Source organism: Paenibacillus camelliae (assembly GCF_023715345.1).
Classification (GTDB): domain Bacteria; phylum Bacillota; class Bacilli; order Paenibacillales; family Paenibacillaceae; genus Pristimantibacillus; species Pristimantibacillus camelliae.
In genome coordinates, this window is the sequence record NZ_JAMBNY010000001.1 from 588,292 (window position 1) to 608,273 (window position 19,982).

Genomic DNA, 19,982 nt, shown 5'->3' on the forward strand with positions numbered 1-19,982 from the left:
TTAATAATAGATAGCGGGTTCCGTTTTGCCTTATAGATATTATATATAAGGAGCGGTGCTGCGATGAAATATGTTAGGGGTAATGTCATTTTCCCTGAAAACTTGCTGAAGGAAATCCAAGAATACATTCAAGGTGAATTCGTATATATTCCACAAAAAGATGGAGCACGTAAACAATGGGGTGAAAAGTCGGGTCAACGAGAACAACTGGCCCGCAGAAATAAAGAGATTCGCGAGAAGTTCAAGATTGGCGAGTCCATTGATCGACTCTCGAAAAGTTATCATTTATCCCATGATACAATAAAGAAAATTGTCTATTCAAATAACTGATTTAAGAAGGCTCGGCAGCTCCTCACACTGTCGAGCCTTCTTATGTATAGGACTTATATAATTGTTCTGGTTATATCTTTAGGCCAAGATTTTTTCTATACTCCATTCAGAAGGTATTGAGTGGAGGGCGAAATATGGATATAAATGAAATAGTTAATATACATAATGAAGAAGAGAATCAACGAATTAAATTTTCAGGTGTAGTTTTATTTGGAGCAGAAAATGGAACAAAGTTTGAAGGTTGTTATGGGTTTGCCAACCGTAGTGACAAGATCAAGAATTCAATGAGTACAAGATTTGGGATAGCATCTGGTTGCAAAATATTTACTGCAATCTCTATTTGTCAGCTTGTTCAGAACGGAATATTAGAATTTGACACATTAATAAGTGATTTAGATATTAATCTAAATCAACTTGATCCAAGAATCACAGTGCACCATCTACTAACTCACACTTCTGGTATTCCTGATTACCACGATGAAGAATCTATGACTGATTATGAAAGTCTTTGGGAAACAGTGCCGATGTACAATATAACTTCACCAAAAAATTTCCTACCATTGTTCCACGGAAGACCAATGAAGTTTGAACCCGGAACGCAGTTTTCATACAGCAATGCTGGATTCATTGTACTTGGATTAATTGTTGAAAAAATAACTGGATTAAATTTTAACGATTATGTCGAAGAAAACATATTTCGAGCTTGTGGAATGAATGATTCAGGATACTTTTCGATGAATAAGTTACCTGAACGTACCGCTATTGGCTATGTGGGTAACGATGATCATTGGAAAACCAACATATTCTCAATTCCAATTGTAGGAGGACCTGATGGTGGGGCATATACTACGGCATATGATTTATCCAAATTTTGGAATGCTTTAATGAGCAACCAATTATTATCGAAAAGTTTAACTGAACGTTTATTATCTCCGCACGTTCAAGAAAGTGAATTTATCCATTATGGATATGGAGTATGGATTACAATAATAAACAACAAAATATTCAAATATTTTGTGATGGGTGGAGATCCCGGCGTTGTCATGCAATCCTCGTATTACCCAGCGTTGAAGGCGGAAGCACACATTTTAGCAAATGTCGAAAGAGGAGCAGGTTTAATTGCCTCCCAAATTGATGAAGTGCTTTTCAGCAAGTAAAAATAACAAACAGTGTAACAAGAAAACAAGCGCTGAGGATTAAGTTGACCCTCAACGCTTGTTATTGATTGCTTTGTTATGAGAAAAGACAACTTTCTTTCCTAGGATAGCTTATGGACAGCTATTATACACCTTACAACAAATCAGCGGCTAGCTGAGCTAGCTTGGAGCGTTCCCCCTTCTCTAATGCAATATGACCGCTTAAGCTTTCTTGCTTAAAGCGCTCCACGACGTATGTCAGCCCGTTGCTCATGGAGTCAAGGTACGGATGATCAATTTGTTCTGGATCGCCTACAAGCACAATTTTACTACCCTCACCTACGCGCGATACGATCGTTTTAATTTCATGGCTCGTTAAGTTCTGTGCCTCATCAATGATAATAAATTGTCCAGGTATCGATCGTCCTCTTATGTAGGTTAATGCCTCGACATGAATACTGCCGAGTCCCATTAGTATTTTATCTATATCGCCAGATTTTTTTGTGTCGAACAAAAATTCTAAATTATCATAGATAGGCTGCATCCACGGTCGGAGCTTTTCCTCTTTTTCTCCAGGCAAGTAACCGATATCTTTTCCCATCGGGACGACCGGCCGTGCAATGAGAAGTTTTTTATACTTGTGCTCATCCTCCACCTTCAAAAGACCCGCTGCAAGAGCTAGTAATGTTTTTCCTGTGCCAGCTTTTCCTGTTAACGTCACGAGAGGAATATCATCGTTCATGAGCAGCTCTAATGCCATTCGTTGCTGAGCATTGCGTGCAGTAATTCCCCATACAGGATCATTACTTAAAAACAGTGGCTCGAGCTTTGTTGCATTATGATTAACCTTGAGCAGAGCAGATTTTGTCGTTCCAAGCTCATCCTTCAATATGACAAATTCGTGAGGATTTAATCGATGCTGTAATCCTAGGCTGTTAATCATTAAATATCGGAACGAATAAAATTCATCAATAATCGCAGGGTGCACATGCAGCGTAAAGTATCCATTATATCGATCATCAGCATGCAGTCCAGGATCACTTATGTAGTCCTTAGCGGCAAGCCCAAGCACGTCTGCTTTAATTCGCATTAAAACATCCTTACTCACTAGCATGACCTGTTTACGCTCGGACTCTGGAAGCTCCTGCTGCTCGACATGATAATTCATTGCTACAGCTATAATGCGATGATCATTCGTGATCTCACCAAATAGCTCTTGCACCTGCGCAAAATTACGGTGATTCAGCTCAACGCGAATGCTCCCTCCACTCGGCAGCTTAATACCGCTGTGAAGCTTACCTTCCTCCTTGATTTTATCTAATGAACGAGAAACTGACCTCGCATTTCTTCCGAGCTCATCAGCAAGCCGCTTTTTCGAGTCAATTTCCTCCAATACAATCGCAGGAATGATCACTTCATCCTTTGGATAAGCAAAAATCGCTTGTGGGTCGTGCAACAGCACATTCGTATCAAGAACTACAATTTGGCTCATAGAGCTCCCTCCTCATTCTCGTCAATGCACATAGAATACGGCTGCTATGGTCATACTACAACTGAAATTAGTATGGTGACTACTCGAGGTGAAACATATGAAAAAGGAACTAGTTGTATTAACGATGATGATAACAATGCTTGTTGGCTGTAACTCGAATGCAACCCCACCCTCCAACAACAATAATAACGATCAGACGATGCAAACACAGCAAGTTAAGCCCCAGTCAATATCAGCTAATCAAGATGAAGCCATTGTGCATCTGGAAAAGCTTGCGAAAGGCATTGAAGGTGTAGAGGATGCTCATGTTGTCATTATGGGAAATAATGCAATCGTAGGTATTAATGTCGATCCAAATCTAGAACGCTCACGTGTAGGTACGATTAAATACTCTGTAGCCGAGGCATTTCGGAACGATCCACTAGGTATTAATGCAATTGTTACAGCAGACATTGATCTGCAGGAACGTATTGCAGAGGTCGGTAAAGATATGCGAGCAGGCAGACCATTTCAAGGGATAGCCGAAGAGCTTGCTGATATTGTTGGACGTATTGTACCGCAAGTCCCAGCGGACCTCATGCCTGCACAAAAGGAACATCAAATCGAAGCTACAGAAAGTAATGGTACGTATCAAACACCTGAGCAGCTAGTCGAGGAACATGAGCAAAACATGAAAGGGAAATAAAAACACAAAAAGCCTAGTCTCTTGTACTAGGCTTTACATGCGAGCTTATGATGCTCCATCCAATTCCAGTTCAATACCATCATAGCTCTGCCTCCTCACATTCTCTCGTGACTGTGGTTGCTTAACTACTTTAGTATATGACGGTACTGGATAACTCATTCTGATATTATCGATTGTAACAATTGCTTAACTTCCGCTAATGAGCTTTCATCTGCTTCAACATATGGACTTTTCCATTTGCCTTGAAGCGTCGTAAACGTAATATCATCAAGGTCAATATTGTAGTAGGTCGTCAGCATTCTTGTTAGCTCTTCACTCGGCATATCGGTATGAACGTCTTCCGTTATTTCATCGATAACCGATCCGATTTTTGTAACGCCGCCTAAAGAAATCATTTTGTTCATAATCGCTTTAATGACAATCGTCTGTCGTGAATTACGTTCAAAGTCGCTGGAAGCATTCGGATTACCTTTTGACTGACGGAAGCGTACAAAGTCTAACGCTTTCTTACCATCAAGTGTTTGCAATCCTGGGTGCAGATCAATATCAGTGCCATCGTGCGAATCTGTCCAGCGCATTCGCATATCTACGTCAACCTCAACGCCACCTAACACATCAACAACATCTTGGAAGCCCTGGAAGTTAGCAGAAACAGCATATTGCAACGGAATATCGTAAAAATCACCGAACAATTGCTTCGCAGCTTCCTTTGCTTTTCTCATCGCTTCTACTTTATCAGCGCCTTCACGCTGAGCAGCTACATAATAGTTCGCATAAAAAGCATTGGCTTTACGCGTTTTCCCATCATAGGTAATCTTTGTGTCACGCGACATTGCAACGACTGCACCTTTTTTAGTGTTTGGATTTAGAGCAGCAACCATCACAACGTCAGTGTTCAATCCGCCCGCTCCGCTGCGTTGATCAATGCCAAGCAGCAGCATCGTTACTGGTTTTTCTTTTACTGATTCCTTTACAGGTATAGAAATTTTCGCACCTGATTCATCCTTGTTCACCGCTATACTAATATTTTTAATTGCATCACTGCCCTTAATATATACATAAGTTCCTATTCCTGCAGCAGCTATTAATATAAAAATAAGTATAAATAATATTGCCTTTAGAAACGGGCGTTTTTTCTTCGCCTTTTTCTTCGACTTTTTAGTTTGAACACGGCTTGCAATCTGCTGCTCGCCAGTGTGCTGAGGCTTATTTGTAGCCATACCATCACCTTCATTCGTTATTCATTTGAAAAAAAGAATAAGACTTAAGTAAAAAAAAGCAGCACCTGTTCACCAACCATAAGGTTAGTAGGTGCTGCTTCACGTGTACACCTTAAAGCTTTACTTTGCTGTCGTAGATTTATCTTTCCACTTATCATACAACTGACGAGCTCTAAGCATAACCATCATAACGATGGCAACTGCCATACACTGAATAATTGGCAATCGGTCGATTTGCATAATGAGCAAAATACCTGCACCAATAATCATCGTCAAATACATGAAGATTGCCTTCAACAAAGGTAGCTTGACCCGTTGAGGTCTAAACACGTTTTGAAAAATGTAAAACGTCATCCCAAGAATGAAAAGATATGAAATGAGCGGATGCTCACTTAACCACGCTTGCATTCATATGCCTCCCTCAAGCAATTATGAATTTGCTTGTGCCATTTTACGATGTTTTTCCGCGCGCTCACGCTCACTTTTGTTTAAGATTTTTTTACGTAAGCGAACAGTTTTTGGAGTAATTTCACAATACTCATCATCATTCAAATACTCCAGCGCTTGCTCAAGTGAGAATAGTACCGGAGTTTTTAGCTTAACGGTATCATCTTTACCTGAAGATCGAACATTAGTAAGCTGCTTCTCTTTACAGATGTTAACGATAATATCGTTATCACGATTATGCTCTCCTACGATCATGCCCTCATAAACCTCAGAGCCTGGCTCTAGGAATAGCAAACCACGATCCTCTACACCTAGCATACCATAGAATGTGCTCACACCGTTTTCACTGCTGACCAGTACACCTTGATGGCGTCCACCAACAGTTGACGGAACGTATTCACCGTAGCTGTCAAAGGCATGGTTCATAATGCCGTAGCCTCTTGTCAATGTTAAGAACGCTGTGCGATAGCCGATAAGTCCACGTGCAGGAATAATGAACTCAAGACGAACTTGACCAGAGCCATCATTGATCATATTGACCATTTCCGCTTTACGCGTTCCTAATGATTCCATTACTGAGCCCATGCTTTCCTCCGGAATATCAATCAGCAATCTCTCATAAGGCTCGGATTTAACACCATCAATTTCTCTAACGATAACTTCTGGCTTAGATACTTGAAGCTCATAGCCTTCACGACGCATATTTTCAATCAAAATACTAAGATGCAGCTCACCACGACCAGATACGATAAATGCATCCGGAGATTCTGTTTCTTCAACCTTTAGTGCAACATCTGTCTCAAGCTCCTTGAATAAGCGTTCACGAAGCTTACGAGAAGTCACCCATTTTCCTTCACGACCTGCGAATGGAGAGTTGTTAACTAGGAATGTCATTTGCAGTGTAGGCTCGTCAATTTTCAGTACAGGCAATGCTTCTGGGTTTGCAGGATCAGCAATCGTTTCACCGATATTAATTTCTTTAATCCCGGCAATTGCAACGATATCTCCTGCGCCTGCTTCTTGAATTTCTTGACGCTTCAAGCCTTGGAAGCCGAAAAGCTTCTCAATTCTTGCTTGCTTTACAACACCTTCGCGGTTAATAACAGCAATAGGTTGACCTTGCTTAATCACACCACGGTTAACACGGCCAATCGCAATGCGTCCCAAGTACTCATTGTAATCAAGTAAAGTAACTAAAAATTGAAGCGGTAAATCTACACTCTCTTTAGGAGACGGAATATGTTCAATAATTGTTTCATATAACGTCTGCATATTATTATTTTGTTTCTCAGGTTCCGGTTCAAGACTAGACGTCCCCATTAGACCCGATGCATAAACGACTGGGAACTCAAGCTGTTCATCATTCGCTCCTAGCTCGATAAACAGATCAAGCACCTCATCGATAACCTCAGCTGGGCGAGCATTTGGACGGTCAATTTTATTAACTACAACAATTGGAGTCAGGTCAGATTCCAGCGCTTTACGCAAAACAAATTTTGTTTGCGGCATGCAGCCCTCAAAAGAATCAACGACAAGCAATACACCGTCGACCATTTTCATAATACGCTCTACCTCGCCACCGAAGTCAGCGTGTCCTGGTGTATCAACAATATTAATTAAATAATCCTTGTAATTAATTGCTGTATTTTTTGCAAGGATTGTAATTCCGCGTTCACGTTCAATGTCGCCGGAATCCATAACTCTTTCTTGAACACTTTCGTGTTCTTTAAACGTACCTGATTGCTGTAACAATTTATCAACCAGTGTCGTTTTACCATGGTCTACGTGTGCAATAATAGCGATGTTACGTAAATTTTCTCTTGCCTTCATTTAGATGTGTCCACTCCATTTGTTTAAATTACCAACGCACGCGAGATCCAAACATCATGTACAGCCCGATTAACATACAAATGATTGCTACGACATATATGCCCCAGCCCCAAAGTGCAATTAATAACAAGCAAACCAATGATGCAGCACCAAGCCCTATGGCAGTTGTCTTTATATAACGCTGCTTAGATGAACCGAATAGATAATATTCAAACAATCCAACGGCTACACCAAATATAAACAGCGGCCAAAGATAACGTAAGCTATCCCAACCAAAAATATTACAGAAAATAAAGAGAATAGCATAGACTACCAACATACCCGCTGGAACTAACGTTACTGCTGGGAGCACTCTGCCAAAATAAAGCACATGAATTAATATGCCAGGAATTAGAACCAGTAAAGGCCAAAACATCATTCCTAAAAAGCTGAATAATCCTGCTTTTCCTAACAAAATGACAGCACCAATAATCAGTAAGATAATTCCGGCGGAATATCTATTATTCATTCTGCATTCCGCTCCTTAAGCTTCTTACATTTTTTGATCTTTTTTAGTTTAACGGAATTGTTGTAAAAAAACTAGGCTTTAGACTATGTTTGCACAAAAAAACATATTCCCATTCATAAAATAATGGAAATATGCTTCTAATTTAATGCTGTCGCCTTTGCTGGCCTAATGCAGCAAAGATAACAAGAGGAATACATAATATTGGAATGATCGTATAATAGTTGTTTAATTTATGCAAGAGTAAGGCGTGCATTCCTACATCTTTTATAAACATTTCCCCTGCAGCATAGGCCAAGCATGCTGCACCCAAATAGCCGAGAATAACAAACTTCTTAAGCAGAGTGTCCAAAAGCTTACTCCCCCAAATGATCATAGGGATGCTTATTGCAATTCCGAGCATAATAAGTACCAGGTCACCTTTGGCAACGGCCGCAATAGCTAATACATTGTCTAAGCTCATAACAAAATCAGCCGTAAATATCGTCCAGATCGCCCCAGTCATCGTAAGCTGCTTCACAAGCTGTTGCTCTTGCTTGTTGCTTCTCAGATCAACTAAAAGCTTAAATGTGATGAATAACAAAGCGACACCACCTGCTGCTTGAATAAATGGAATGCTTAGCAATGGAAGTGCCAATAACACGAGCAGACAGCGCATAACAACCGCTGCAAGCGTTCCGAGCCATATCGCTTTATTACGCTGTTTCTCTGGCAGCTGACTGCTTACCATAGCGATAATAATGGCATTATCTCCGCTTAATAATAAATTGATAAGTACAATTTGCATAAACACTATAAGGCTGTCCACATCTTTCCCTCCCTGTACTGAGGGTATGATTTTGGTTGTCCAAATATGATTCGATCTAGTAAAATTTCACTTCACGTTTAGCATAAATTGGTGTAAGCTTCTATATGGACATTTTATTAAGGAGGAACCGACAGAATGGATATTACATCCGGAGAATGGTGGTTTGCACTGCTTAACATCATTTTTATCGATCTTGTGCTAGCAGGTGATAACGCCATCGTTATTGCACTGGCAGCGCGTAATTTACCAAAGGATAAACAAAAACAAGCAATTATTTGGGGAACAGTCGGTGCCATCACAATCAGAATATTAGCGACATTACTTGTCGTTAAGCTTTTAGATCTACCATGGCTTCATTTAGCAGGGGGACTTTTGCTCGTATGGATTGCATTTAAGCTGCTCGTTCAAGAGGATGAGCATGACGACATTAAGGCTGGCACCACACTTGGTCAAGCAATACGGACTATCATTATTGCCGATGCGGCCATGGGGCTAGATAATGTCATTGCAGTAGCTGGAGCGGCAAGCGGTCATATGATGCTTGTTGTAATTGGACTTATTATAAGTGTGCCAGTCGTTGTATGGGGAAGTACTTTATTTATTAAGCTTGTGAACAAATATAATTGGATTTTATATATTGGAGGAGCAGTTCTTGCTTATACTGCAGCAAATATGATCTCCAGTGAAAAAGCGAAATATTTTAACCTTAGCGCCTTCTTTGAGGACAAGCCCGTGTTGTATTGGGTGTTTATCGTCGCTGTCATGCTCATCGTTCTTGGCACAGGCTACACGTTAAACAAACGAAAACAGGCGAAATCGTCTCAATCTGCAGCTTAACTAATATAAAGAAGCACCTATCACAGCCATTAGTTGTTCTACAGCATAATGACTGGAATAGGTGCTTTTTTAGTACAATAAAGATTAGCAAGTTAATATTTTACAAGGCCTAGAACCAGTCCTCTTCTTCTTTACTCTCCGGCTTAGCTTGTTCGTTCCAGTTAAGCAGTACGGTTTCTGTACCTTCAACTGCCTGCCGAATAAGCTCGTCATAATTTTCCATGTTGCTTTCTACTCGTTCAACAACACGTAGATTAGGATTTGTACTCGGGGATTTTGGCAAAAATAATGTACAGCAATCCTCAAAAGGTAAAATTGACGTTTCATACGTCTCAATTTTTTTGGCAATTTCAATAATTTCCTGCTTGTCCATAACGATTAATGGCTTAATAAATGGCAACGAAGCGACGCGACCAATGACATTCATACTAGAAAGCGTCTGACTTGCTACCTGCCCCAAGCTCTCACCCGTAACAATTCCGTTAGCTTTAACCTGAGCAGCAAGCTGCTCTGTAATACGAAGCATTGCTCTGCGCATTAATGTAATGGTTAAATTTTCTTGATTGCCTTGTACAATTTTGGTTTGAATATCGGTAAATGGTACGAGATGTAGACGAATCGGTACACCACTATAGTAAGAAAGTCTTCTTGTTAGCGTTTTTACCTTCTCTGTAGCCTGTTCACTAGTAAATGGATAGCTGTGAAAATGCACAGCCTCAAGCTCTAAGCCCTTTCGCAAAGCCAACCATCCAGCGACAGGACTATCAATACCGCCTGATAGAAGAAGCATCGCCTTTCCACTCGTTCCATAAGGGAAGCCGCCAGCAGCAGGAATGCTCTCCCAATACAAATAAGTCGATTCCTCATGAATGTCGATTTTCAGCTTTAATTCTGGATTGTGAACATCAACCTTCAGCTCAGGGTATTTTGGCAGAATATGTCCACCTACAAGGTGATTTACTTCATGAGTGACATGAGGGAATCCCTTCCATCCTCGCTTCACGCTTACCTTAAATGTTTTAGGCATAGACTTTAATGAAGCCATAATATCTAAAGCAGCAGACTGAATTGCCTCTAATTCAGAAGGCACGGAAATAACCGGGCTTACCGATACAATACCGAATAAGTCCTTCAAACGATCAATGACAGGCTCGTGAGGCGTGCCGTTCAATATCACGTATAAGCGTCCATATGTTCTCCAATAGGTGACTTGCTCGAATGGCTTCATCGCTCTCTTGACTGATTTTAGCATTTTATCTTCAAATACTTTACGGTTACGACCTTTCATCGTTAGATCACCGTAACGCAAAACTATGCGGTCGAAATTCACTTCGTATTACCCCTCTCCAGCGGTTTCAATGTTTGTATTATATCCTTCATTGCATCAATTAGCCGATCAACATCGGTGATGGTATGCTCTTGCCCAAAGCTAATTCGAATACCACCAGACGCTTCACTTCTTGTCGCTCCGACAGCAAGTAATACTCGGCTAGGCTTGTCATCCTTAGAGGAGCAGGCTGATCGAGTTGAAGCTAAAATTCCACGCTGCTCTAGCATATGAATAACGACCTCGGGCTTCATGCCTGGATAAGAAAAGTGCACAATAAAAGGAGATTGAGGTGCTCCCCCGTTAAGCTTAAGCTCAGGCAGCTTCCCTATTTGCTCTTTTAAATAAGTAGAAAGCTCTTCTGCTTGCTTTGCAGATTGCTGCTGACTTGTTACAGCTAGTCGAAGCGCCTTAGCGCTTGCCACGATTGCTGCTATATTTTCTGTGCCTGCACGAATGCTATACTCCTGAGAGCCACCAGCCTGCAAAGGTGCAAGCTCAAGCCCGTTCCTAATATACAAAAACCCTACTCCGCGAGGTCCTCTTAATTTATGTGCAGAACCACTAAGCAGGTCAATTCCCCAGCCTTCAATATCAATAGGCAGCTTACCTAGGCTTTGTACTGCATCAACATGAAATTGCAGCTTTGGATAGCTTTTCAACAGCTGACCAATTTGAGCGATGGGCTGTATACTTCCAAGCTCATTATTAACATGCATGATGCTCACAAGAATCGTATCCTCGCGTAAAGCCGCTCGAACATCATCTACGGACACATGTCCTGTCGCATCGACTTCAAGCTCAGTGATCTCAAAGCCTTCTTCCTTAAGCTGCTGCATTACCTCATATACAGAGGCATGCTCTATGCTACTTGTAATAATATGCTTGCCACGATTGCTGAACGCACGCGCAACACCCTTTATAGCCAAATTATTCGATTCTGTACCGCCTGAAGTAAAGATCCAGCGGCCCTGCTTCGTGTTCAATAGCTGTGTAGCCTGCTCCCTTGCTTTCTCGATAAGTCGAGCAGCAGCAACACCACCACTGTGTAAGGAGGAGGGATTCGAATAATGCTTTGTCATTACCTCCATCATCGTCCGAACAACATCCTCATGCGGAGGTGTCGAAGCACAATGGTCAAAATAAAGCATAAGCTGTATACCTTCTTCCGTTCAAATTCGATTAACAACCTACAATATACAACAAAAACGGGAGCTACGAAACCCCCACTTCTGTGGAAATATCGTATTCCCGTTTCTAAGTTATGCCAATATAGCCTTGACCTTGCTAATATAGCGCTGAGTCTCTGTTGGCAATAGGTGAAGCTTTTGCTCAAGCTCAGAAGCATTTGAAATCCCTAGACGATCAACACGCCCAGGACCTGCATTATACGCTGCAAGTGCGATCGATTCGTTTCCATTATATTTCTTAAGAAGCATGGCCAAATATTTCGTACCGCCTTCAATATTTTCCAGCGGATCAAAGGAATTAGTCACGCCTAGACCTCTTGCGGTTCCATCCATCAATTGCATTAAACCCTTTGCTCCTGCTGACGACACAGCATTTGGATTAAAGTTGGATTCTGTCTGAATAACCGCTTGAATCAGATCTGCGCTTACTCCATACTTGCTCGCAGCATGCTCGATCAAAGCATCAAAGCTGCTAATCGCAGAGGCTTTAGCTAATGGCGCTGCTGTCTGTGCAGCCGCGGCAGTACCGATATGAACAGCACTTGCTTCGTATTCGCCGAATTTTTGCACATGACTTACTCCACTGGCTTGCAGATACCCCCAAATAACCCGTTCGTTATCATCTTGAGCCGTATCTGCTAGTTTTGGATCCCATACCTTCTGCTCAGACTGCTGCAATAGCTTATCAAATGCTGCATTGTCCTTTGTTTTAGCAACCTTTTTTCCTGTATAGTAATCGAGCTGTGAGGTTTGCTGCTGCTGCATTACAGCTCTAATATCGTTTGCTTCCACTAATATACCTCCATAATATAGTCTTCACTTCTAGAGGAGTTCAAGCGTTATTCAATATGAATAGACACTGTACATTATGTAATATATCGACCATTACATATAAAAAATGAATACTGATTATACATAATTATAACATACGTATAGTGGATCGCACGCACTTGGAATTTACAGTAAAATTTAACCAGTCAAATCTAGAAAACGAAGCTTTTGAACGAAAACTATAGGGTTTTAGGGCAAAATAGCGCCTTTAGCTTCTTCTAATCACCATTTGATGCTTTTTATAACGTAATATAAACCGTTTCACAAGCTTTCTCAGGTTGATAGATAACTCATATTTTCGATATAGTATAATATAAGCACCAAAATATATATAAAAAGGATAGTGAAAATTACAAATGGACATAGGTCTGAAGTTGTTCATGATTGCTTTACTAATTTTTTTGACTGGGTTTTTCGTCGCAGCGGAGTTCGCCATCGTAAGAATTCGTTCTAGTCGAATTGATCAACTTGTGCTAGAAGGAAAGAAGGGTGTCGCATCAGTTCAAAAAATTACAAGTAATCTGGATGCTTACTTATCTGCATGTCAGTTAGGTATCACTTGCACCGCTTTAGGTCTGGGCTTTTTAGGTGAACCAACAGTGAAAGCCATTCTCTCACCAGTATTTCATAACATGGGTATGCCTGATTCACTTAGTCATCCATTATCGATCGGGATTGCATTTATCATCATTACATTTCTTCATGTTGTTGTTGGTGAGTTAGCTCCAAAAACGTGGGCAATACAGAAAGCAGAGCAAATTTCATTCCTAATAGCAAAGCCGCTTATATGGTTCTATAAGCTGTTGTATCCTTTTATCTGGACATTGAATGGATCAGCAAACGGACTTGTCAGACTATTCGGACTTCAGCCAGTCAAGGAGCATGAGGATGCTCACTCAGAGGAAGAAATTCAAATTATTTTGAATGAGAGCTTTCAAAGCGGTAAAATCAATAATACCGAGTATGGGTATGTGAGCCGAATTTTCGCATTTGATGAGCTGTTAGCTAAAGAAATTATGGTGCCACGTACGGATATGATTTGTCTATATACAAATAATTCGATTGAGAAGAATTTGGACATCATTCGCCGTGAGCAATACACTCGCTTTCCTGTTGCAATGGAAAGCAAGGACAATATTGTAGGTATGATTAATACGAAGCAACTATTTTTAGAGTATACGAAAGGTAATAGCTTCGATATTAAATCGCTTATTCATCCTGTATTAAGCGTATCTGAGGTTACACCAGTTAAAACGTTGTTGAAGCGCATGCAGCAGGAGCGCGTTCATATCGCTATACTAGTCGATGAATATGGTGGAACTTCGGGATTAATTACAATTGAAGATATTATTGAAGAAATCGTCGGTGAAATTCGAGACGAATTCGATGCTGATGAACGTAAGGAAATCGAGCTGCTTGATGAAAACTGCTACCTTCTTGATGGTAAGGTTTTGCTCGATGAGATTAAAGAAATGACTGGAGTTTCCTTCGAGGAAGAAGAGGTTGAAACCATCGGGGGATGGGTGTATAGCAACCTTCAAGAACCAAAAGCGAATAAAACGCTAGAATATGAACACTTAACCTTTATCGTACGCGAAACAAGTAAAAACAGAATTCGTAAAATAGAAATGCAAATTAATGAGCGTGTTGAAGTAACAAACGAAGAAACAGCTTAATAACTATACAGACAACAGACTATGCCTGATCTCATGTGATCAGCATAGTCTTTTTTAATGCTCACTGATAGTGAATTTTCGGAAAATTTAATCTTTGAATAGAGGGGTTGATTATTTTATTTATTTATGTGATAATACTTTTTGTGTTCGACACGTGCCGCTTTAGCTCAATTGGTAGAGCAACTGACTTGTAATCAGTAGGTTGGGGGTTCAAGTCCTCTAGGCGGCACCATTGTAACACAATCCGATTCAACTTTATACCGAGCCGCTTTAGCTCAATTGGTAGAGCAACTGACTTGTAATCAGTAGGTTGGGGGTTCAAGTCCTCTAGGCGGCACCACTTTTAACATTGCTTCTTCTGCCGTCGGCGAGGAAGTTTTTTTGTTTAGTGAGTTTTTGTTTAGTGATATTAAATCTAGTTAAAAAAGTACCGTTTTCAGCACCAAGAAGTTTGGATAAAGCTAGGGGCTGAGGAGCGCAGCGTACGTAATATGTACGTGAGCACTGGAAGACCCGGCTGAATTCAAAATTCGATGTCGATTATGCGTTCAGTACTACATCGTGATCAAAGCGGGACTTTTATTAACTTCCGCTAAAATAAAATAACTGCTGCAGGTAGCAGCAGTTACTGTATCTCGTTCTTATCAGATTCATCCCATTTTTTTGAATAAGCCTTTTTTGTGACCCATAACGTGACCCAAGTAACGAGGGCAATAATTACAATGCTAAAAACCCATGCCGACGTTGGTATATCAGACATTTCTCCCCCTCCTTTCTTGTTTATAGTCAGTGTACACGAAAACGCTGTGTAAAATAAATTGAATTTTGAACATTTAATGAACGAAGGAGATTGTTTATGGAATTTCGCCTTGATTTATTAGAAACAAAAGTTGAATTCTACGAAGCCTTTTCATTAAAAGAGCTGGAAGCAAAGATCACCGAGCAGATTGATAACAATAAAGCACTGATGCTCGAGCCTGCAGCCATTCAGCATCAAGCGGTATTTCATCCACTTTTTGAAAAGATGCTGTATACTGCACATGTGCATTATAAGCTGCGTCAGAATCGTTAATTATCTTTATGACTAAAACTTAAAAAGCGCGCCGATTAGTCATCGTTAGTATGACCAATCAGTGCGCTTTTTACTGTTCCTCTAGCTAGATTCAGCCTAAAGTAATGTGATTTCCTTGCTCCACTTCACTTCATCGCCTTGCTCATTACTGAACGTAAAGGTAACCTCTCCTTTTTCTCCAGCTAAAGAGCTGTCATAGAAAAAGCCCATAAATTGTCCATTGCCACTAATGTAGAAGCCATCCTCTCCATCCGCACCATGCTGAATCGCTTCCTGTAAGCTATTCTCGACGTGATGATTAGCCGAGCTCCACTCCATCGTCGTCAAGGCATAGCCTTCAGGGCGTTTCTTAACAACAAAATCAAAGCTACCCTTCTCACCCTCAATCGGTTTTTCCGTCTGATCAATAATAATGAGCAGCTCCTCATTGCTAACGTCATCATGCTGTTCTAGTGCTGTAGGTGTTGGTGTTGGTTCCGAGCTAATTTTATTTGCTCCGTTATTAGCATTGCCGCATCCGCCAAGCACGAATGCTAGTACAGTTATTCCAATGAATACTTTAGTTTTTATCATCATCTTCTACACGTCCTTCTTTTAGTGTGAAATAAAATGCTACGCCATCTAACTGATTCACTGCACCAAACTCACTATGATGCAGAAGTAATATATGTTTGACGATTGTAAGACCTAGCCCAGTTCCTCCTGATCGTCGATCTCGTGCTTGCTCTACTCTGTAAAACTTATCCCATATCCGCTGCAGATTCGACTTTGAAATAGGCTGTCCTTCATTATAAATGGTTACTTTAACCCTTCCGGCATCGATAGGTTTAACGGTAATGGTTATTGTTGAACCTGAATCAGCATGACGAGCTGCGTTGCTTAGTAAATTGACAATTACTTGCTTCAACCGTTTATAATCACCTACAACATATGGCTCGGTTAGCATTGACGTTTCAATATTGGCCTTTAATGCTTTATTCGCTAGATGAATCGCTAAGGCTTGCACTTCAGCTTGCAACAGCTCTACAAGATTAATATTGGCTAACTTGAGCTTGATCGCATTGCCTTCATATTTGGATAGCTCCAATAAATCCATAATTAATTCATTCATCACATCGGTCTCGCGTACGATATGAGCAAGATATGCATCCTGCTTATGTGCTGCAATCCCATCTTGCAAGCCCTCAGCGTATCCTTTCACTACCGAAAGCGGAGTTTTTAACTCATGAGCAATATTTGCAACAAGCTCCTTACGCAGCTCCTCCTGCTGTATCTTATGATCGATTTCAACTTGGAGCTGTTCATTTCTTAGCTTAACTTCTTCAAGCGCTCGCTCCAAATTATGTGATAATGTGACAAGGTGACTCGAAAGCTCACCATACTCATCACGTGATTGAACAGGTGGTGTTCCAGAGAACTGCAGCTGTGCTAATTGAGCTGCAAAACCATTAATTTTAACTAAAGGTCTTGCAATATAACGTGAATACATTACTGCTAGTATAATAACGATCACGACAATGAAAGGAAACAGCACCATCACATACTTACGCAGCATCGCAATGGCTTCGTTGACTGGTTGAAGCGATTCCATCATCACAATACTTGTATTGGACGCCTCTAGTTTGCCTAATGTAGCAATATAGGTGACACCACTCCATGAATCTATCCATTCCGTAGTCACATATGGCTTCGGATTGCTGGTAGCAGCAGGTTCACTTGTGTTCCAATCTTGGATCATATCTGTAATAAGCAAATCCTGATACAGCGGGTTGTACGAGCGCTGCTCTGGCAATAGTAGTCTACTAATTGTTCCACTCACACGTACTAAGCCAGGCTCAGGCTGTGAGGCTTCAGGATTAAAATTAATAGGATGCATAACGGTATCGTGCTGATCCATAAAAATCCCGTCAACCACCAATGTTTGCCCTTGAGAGATACCGCTCGGTAACTCACCGTATCGCATACCCTCTTCATTGATCATCACCTTAATGATTTGCGTACCACTCTGCAAATGAATGAAGTAAACATCCAACGGCCTTACACTGAGATCTTCATTAAGTAGTGCAATACTAGCGTCGTATTCATTCATCGCCCTTCCAATCGTATAAGCAATCTCCTGTTCATTAGACTGCAGAGCTTCTACTTCATCTATCAGCTTCACTATCGCTGTCTCTTGCTCGTGCTGCTTAACTGATTTGTAGAATCGTTCAAAAAACAAGCTTTCTAACATAAGGACTATCGTAAGTAAACCAATAATAATGAACGAAGTAATAATAAAGAGCTTACGTACTACTGAATGACGTTTCATAACGACGAATCAAATTTATAGCCTGCACGAATGACGGTTTTGATGAAGCGTCCTTCGGTTCCTAATTTGGCTCTAAGTTTTTTAATATGGGTGTCAACCGTTCGCTCATCACCTTCATAGTCCATACCCCATATCGCAATTAGCAGCCGCTCTCGGCTTAGCACCTTAAGTTGATGTCTTATGAAATAGAGGAGCAGCTCATATTCCTTCGGAGACAAATGCACCTCTTCTCTATTGACCTTCACTTGGTGTGATCGAGGCCTAATCGATAGCTGTCCAAAGGTTAGCTGATCATCATCAGAACCAATCATTCCTTCTGCTCTTTTTATTAATGCATTTGCTCTGGCAACTAACACCTTGGGACTTAACGGCTTCGTGACATATTCATCAGCACCTAGCTCGTAGCCATAGACCTGATCATCATCAGCTACTCTTGCTGTTATCATAATGATTGGCACATCAGAATGCTTTCTTATATGACGACACACTGAAAAGCCATCAAGCAGCGGCATCATTATATCAAGAATGATGAGATCAAATACTTGCTCATCAAACCTCTCTATCGCAATAACTCCATGTTCAGCCTCCACAACAGACCATTGCTCGGCAATAAAATAATCACTAATAATTTCCCTTAAATGCACATCATCCTCTACAAGTAGCAGTGTGCGTTTCATCCTTCTCACCCCAGACCTCTCACGTATCGTTCGTTATTATTGTGTTCCTGTTACAAGATCATTATAAAAAAAAGATGTGTACGCTATGTGTACACATCTCCTCATATTAGTTTTGTTCAAGCTTAACAAGACTGTAGTTTTTCTTACCCTTGCGAATAATAATAAACTTCCCACCGATTGCAAGATCAGCTGTAACTGCAAAATCAAGCTCTGTAACTTTATCACCATTCAGCATGATCGCACCCTTAGTGATGTCTTCACGTGCTTGGCGCTTAGACGGTTCGATACCGAGCTCAACAAGCCAATCGACAAGATTACTTTCTTCACGGCTTGCCGTAAAAGTCGGCATTTCTTTAAAGCCCTGCTCAATCTCATCAGCGGTTAGGGATTTGATATCTCCACTGAACAATGCGGCAGTAATGCGCTTCGCTTGCTCAAGCATCTCCTCACCATGGACAAATCGAGTCATCTCTTCAGCAAGTGCTTTTTGAGCTTCGCGTTTATGCGGCTCTGTAGCTACCTTCTCAGCTAAAGCATCGATTTCCTCTTTGCCTAGGAAGGTGAAGTATTTCAAGTATTTAATAACATCACGATCATCTGTATTTGCCCAGAACTGGTAAAATTCAAATGGTGTCGTTTTATTTGGATCAAGCCAGATTGCACCGCCAGCTGTTTTACCAAATTTCGTTCCATCGGATTTCAGCATTAGTGGAATCGTTAAACCAAATGCTTTAGTCTCTGTATCTGCACCTTCTTTTTTACGAATCAGATCTAGACCAGCGGTAATATTCCCCCATTGATCAGAGCCACCGATTTGCAGCTGAACATCTTCATGCTGGTATAGATGCAAAAAGTCTAACGACTGAAGAATTTGGTACGAAAATTCAGTAAAGGAAATACCGCTTTCGAGCCTGCTGGATACAACGTCTTTGGCAAGCATCGTGTTGATGCTAAAGTTTTTACCGTAATCACGTAAAAACTCGATAACATTAATCTTCGAAATCCAATCGTAGTTATTCACGAGTCGCACCTGATTGTCTCCATCAGTTACGAACAGCTTCTTCATTTGCTCCGTTAAAGCTTTAACATTTTGCTCAATTTGCTCGAGTGACTGTAAGGAACGCTCAGAAGCACGACCGCTTGGGTCACCTATCGTTCCGGTTGCTCCGCCAATTAATATAACGGGACGGTGTCCTGCAAGCTGGAATCTTTTCAGCATCATAAATGGAATCAAGTGACCGATATGCATGCTGTCGCCGGTTGGGTCAACACCGCAGTATAAAGAAATTGATTTCTCGCTAGTTAGCTTACGTAACCCTTCCGCGTCTGTTTGCTGGTTAATCGCTTCACGCCATTCTAATTCATCGATAATGTTCATTCTTACCACTCCTCTTTCTTTTTATTGCAATAAAAAAGCCCCTTCATCTGCAGTGCAGACAAAGGGACGATGCTTACCGTGTTACCACCCAATTTGCATAGTATGTTACTATGCCACTCTGAGCGAGATATCGTTCGCTTCTTCCGCTTGGCGTTACCCAAGTACTCCAGAGTGTAATTCACAGTCTTTGCATGTATCAGGTTCCATCAACCCCTGACTTTCTATAACAGAGA

General features: G+C 41.0%; 20 protein-coding genes, 2 tRNA genes and 1 other annotated feature (1 of these 23 running past the window's edge). Of the genes, 8 read left to right on the forward strand and 14 right to left on the reverse strand.

Annotated elements, in window-relative coordinates:
• The first annotated feature begins 63 nt into the window (after positions 1 to 63).
• On the forward strand, positions 64 to 330 hold the full coding sequence (locus tag M3180_RS02780; RefSeq protein ID WP_251665691.1) for a CD3324 family protein: 267 nt from the start codon (positions 64 to 66) through the stop codon (positions 328 to 330).
• Between the two features lie 134 nt (positions 331 to 464).
• Positions 465 to 1,487: a serine hydrolase domain-containing protein gene (locus M3180_RS02785; RefSeq protein WP_251665692.1), complete on the forward strand. Its 1,023-nt coding sequence runs from the start codon at positions 465 to 467 to the stop codon at positions 1,485 to 1,487.
• 133 nt (positions 1,488 to 1,620) lie between these two features.
• On the opposite strand, the gene M3180_RS02790 is transcribed toward M3180_RS02785, so the two are convergent.
• Positions 1,621 to 2,958 (reverse strand): PhoH family protein, encoded by a 1,338-nt coding sequence (locus M3180_RS02790; RefSeq protein ID WP_251665693.1) that lies wholly within the window; start codon positions 2,956 to 2,958, stop codon positions 1,621 to 1,623.
• Between the two features lie 97 nt (positions 2,959 to 3,055).
• Between M3180_RS02790 and M3180_RS02795 the strand changes: the two genes are divergently transcribed.
• Positions 3,056 to 3,643: a YhcN/YlaJ family sporulation lipoprotein gene (locus tag M3180_RS02795; RefSeq protein ID WP_251665694.1), complete on the forward strand. Its 588-nt coding sequence runs from the start codon at positions 3,056 to 3,058 to the stop codon at positions 3,641 to 3,643.
• Between the two features lie 155 nt (positions 3,644 to 3,798).
• On the opposite strand, the gene M3180_RS02800 is transcribed toward M3180_RS02795, so the two are convergent.
• The 5 genes from M3180_RS02800 to M3180_RS02820 form a co-directional block, all read right to left on the reverse strand.
• Positions 3,799 to 4,863, reverse strand: coding sequence for an LCP family protein (locus M3180_RS02800; RefSeq protein WP_251665695.1), 1,065 nt, complete (start codon positions 4,861 to 4,863; stop codon positions 3,799 to 3,801).
• 120 nt (positions 4,864 to 4,983) lie between these two features.
• On the reverse strand, positions 4,984 to 5,271 hold the full coding sequence (locus M3180_RS02805; RefSeq protein WP_251665696.1) for a YlaH-like family protein: 288 nt from the start codon (positions 5,269 to 5,271) through the stop codon (positions 4,984 to 4,986).
• A gap of 21 nt (positions 5,272 to 5,292) precedes the next feature.
• On the reverse strand, positions 5,293 to 7,140 hold the full coding sequence (gene typA / locus M3180_RS02810) for a translational GTPase TypA (protein WP_251665697.1): 1,848 nt from the start codon (positions 7,138 to 7,140) through the stop codon (positions 5,293 to 5,295).
• 28 nt (positions 7,141 to 7,168) lie between these two features.
• Positions 7,169 to 7,648: a hypothetical protein gene (locus M3180_RS02815; RefSeq protein WP_251665698.1), complete on the reverse strand. Its 480-nt coding sequence runs from the start codon at positions 7,646 to 7,648 to the stop codon at positions 7,169 to 7,171.
• Between the two features lie 142 nt (positions 7,649 to 7,790).
• Positions 7,791 to 8,453, reverse strand: coding sequence for a TerC family protein (locus M3180_RS02820; RefSeq protein WP_251665699.1), 663 nt, complete (start codon positions 8,451 to 8,453; stop codon positions 7,791 to 7,793).
• Between the two features lie 135 nt (positions 8,454 to 8,588).
• Between M3180_RS02820 and M3180_RS02825 the strand changes: the two genes are divergently transcribed.
• A complete protein-coding gene (locus tag M3180_RS02825; RefSeq protein WP_251665700.1) occupies positions 8,589 to 9,290 on the forward strand; it encodes a TerC family protein in 702 nt (233 codons plus the stop codon).
• A 109-nt stretch (positions 9,291 to 9,399) separates the two neighbouring features.
• Here M3180_RS02825 and thiI read toward each other — a convergent pair whose 3' ends face one another.
• The 3 genes from thiI to M3180_RS22675 form a co-directional block, all read right to left on the reverse strand.
• A complete protein-coding gene (gene thiI, locus M3180_RS02830; RefSeq protein WP_251665701.1) occupies positions 9,400 to 10,620 on the reverse strand; it encodes a tRNA uracil 4-sulfurtransferase ThiI in 1,221 nt (406 codons plus the stop codon).
• A complete protein-coding gene (locus M3180_RS02835; protein ID WP_251665702.1) occupies positions 10,617 to 11,768 on the reverse strand; it encodes a cysteine desulfurase family protein in 1,152 nt (383 codons plus the stop codon). The genes thiI and M3180_RS02835 overlap by 4 nt, the downstream gene beginning before the upstream one ends.
• A 111-nt stretch (positions 11,769 to 11,879) precedes the next feature.
• Complete coding sequence (locus M3180_RS22675; RefSeq protein ID WP_340837083.1) at positions 11,880 to 12,599, reverse strand: lytic transglycosylase domain-containing protein; 720 nt, start codon at positions 12,597 to 12,599, stop codon at positions 11,880 to 11,882.
• Positions 12,600 to 12,994: 395 nt separating this feature from the next.
• Here M3180_RS22675 and M3180_RS02845 point away from each other — a divergent pair, with 395 nt between their 5' ends.
• From M3180_RS02845 to M3180_RS02855, 3 genes are all read left to right on the forward strand, one after another.
• Positions 12,995 to 14,314, forward strand: coding sequence for a hemolysin family protein (locus M3180_RS02845; protein WP_251665703.1), 1,320 nt, complete (start codon positions 12,995 to 12,997; stop codon positions 14,312 to 14,314).
• Between the two features lie 156 nt (positions 14,315 to 14,470).
• Positions 14,471 to 14,546 (forward strand) — tRNA-Thr (locus M3180_RS02850).
• Positions 14,547 to 14,578: 32 nt separating this feature from the next.
• Positions 14,579 to 14,654 (forward strand) — tRNA-Thr (locus M3180_RS02855).
• A gap of 285 nt (positions 14,655 to 14,939) precedes the next feature.
• Here the strand turns inward: M3180_RS02855 and M3180_RS22680 are convergent.
• Entirely contained in the window at positions 14,940 to 15,074 is a 135-nt protein-coding gene (locus M3180_RS22680) for a hypothetical protein (protein WP_285855558.1), read from the reverse strand.
• A gap of 96 nt (positions 15,075 to 15,170) precedes the next feature.
• On the opposite strand from M3180_RS22680, the gene M3180_RS02860 reads away from it, so the two are divergent.
• Positions 15,171 to 15,386, forward strand: coding sequence for a DUF2536 family protein (locus tag M3180_RS02860; protein WP_251665704.1), 216 nt, complete (start codon positions 15,171 to 15,173; stop codon positions 15,384 to 15,386).
• Positions 15,387 to 15,482: 96 nt separating this feature from the next.
• On the opposite strand, the gene M3180_RS02865 is transcribed toward M3180_RS02860, so the two are convergent.
• The 4 genes from M3180_RS02865 to tyrS all read right to left on the reverse strand — a co-directional run bounded on the left by M3180_RS02865 (position 15,483) and on the right by tyrS (position 19,749).
• A complete protein-coding gene (locus tag M3180_RS02865; protein ID WP_251665705.1) occupies positions 15,483 to 15,962 on the reverse strand; it encodes a hypothetical protein in 480 nt (159 codons plus the stop codon).
• Complete coding sequence (locus M3180_RS02870) at positions 15,946 to 17,694, reverse strand: sensor histidine kinase (protein WP_251665706.1); 1,749 nt, start codon at positions 17,692 to 17,694, stop codon at positions 15,946 to 15,948. The genes M3180_RS02865 and M3180_RS02870 overlap by 17 nt, the downstream gene beginning before the upstream one ends.
• Positions 17,691 to 18,371 carry a response regulator transcription factor gene (locus M3180_RS02875; RefSeq protein ID WP_251665707.1) on the reverse strand — a complete coding sequence of 227 codons (681 nt, stop codon included), beginning with the start codon at positions 18,369 to 18,371 and terminating at the stop codon, positions 17,691 to 17,693. The genes M3180_RS02870 and M3180_RS02875 overlap by 4 nt, the downstream gene beginning before the upstream one ends.
• 106 nt (positions 18,372 to 18,477) lie before the next feature.
• Entirely contained in the window at positions 18,478 to 19,749 is a 1,272-nt protein-coding gene (gene tyrS / locus M3180_RS02880) for a tyrosine--tRNA ligase (protein ID WP_251665708.1), read from the reverse strand.
• 59 nt (positions 19,750 to 19,808) lie between these two features.
• Positions 19,809 to 19,982 (reverse strand) — a binding site (T-box leader); it runs 34 nt beyond the window's last position.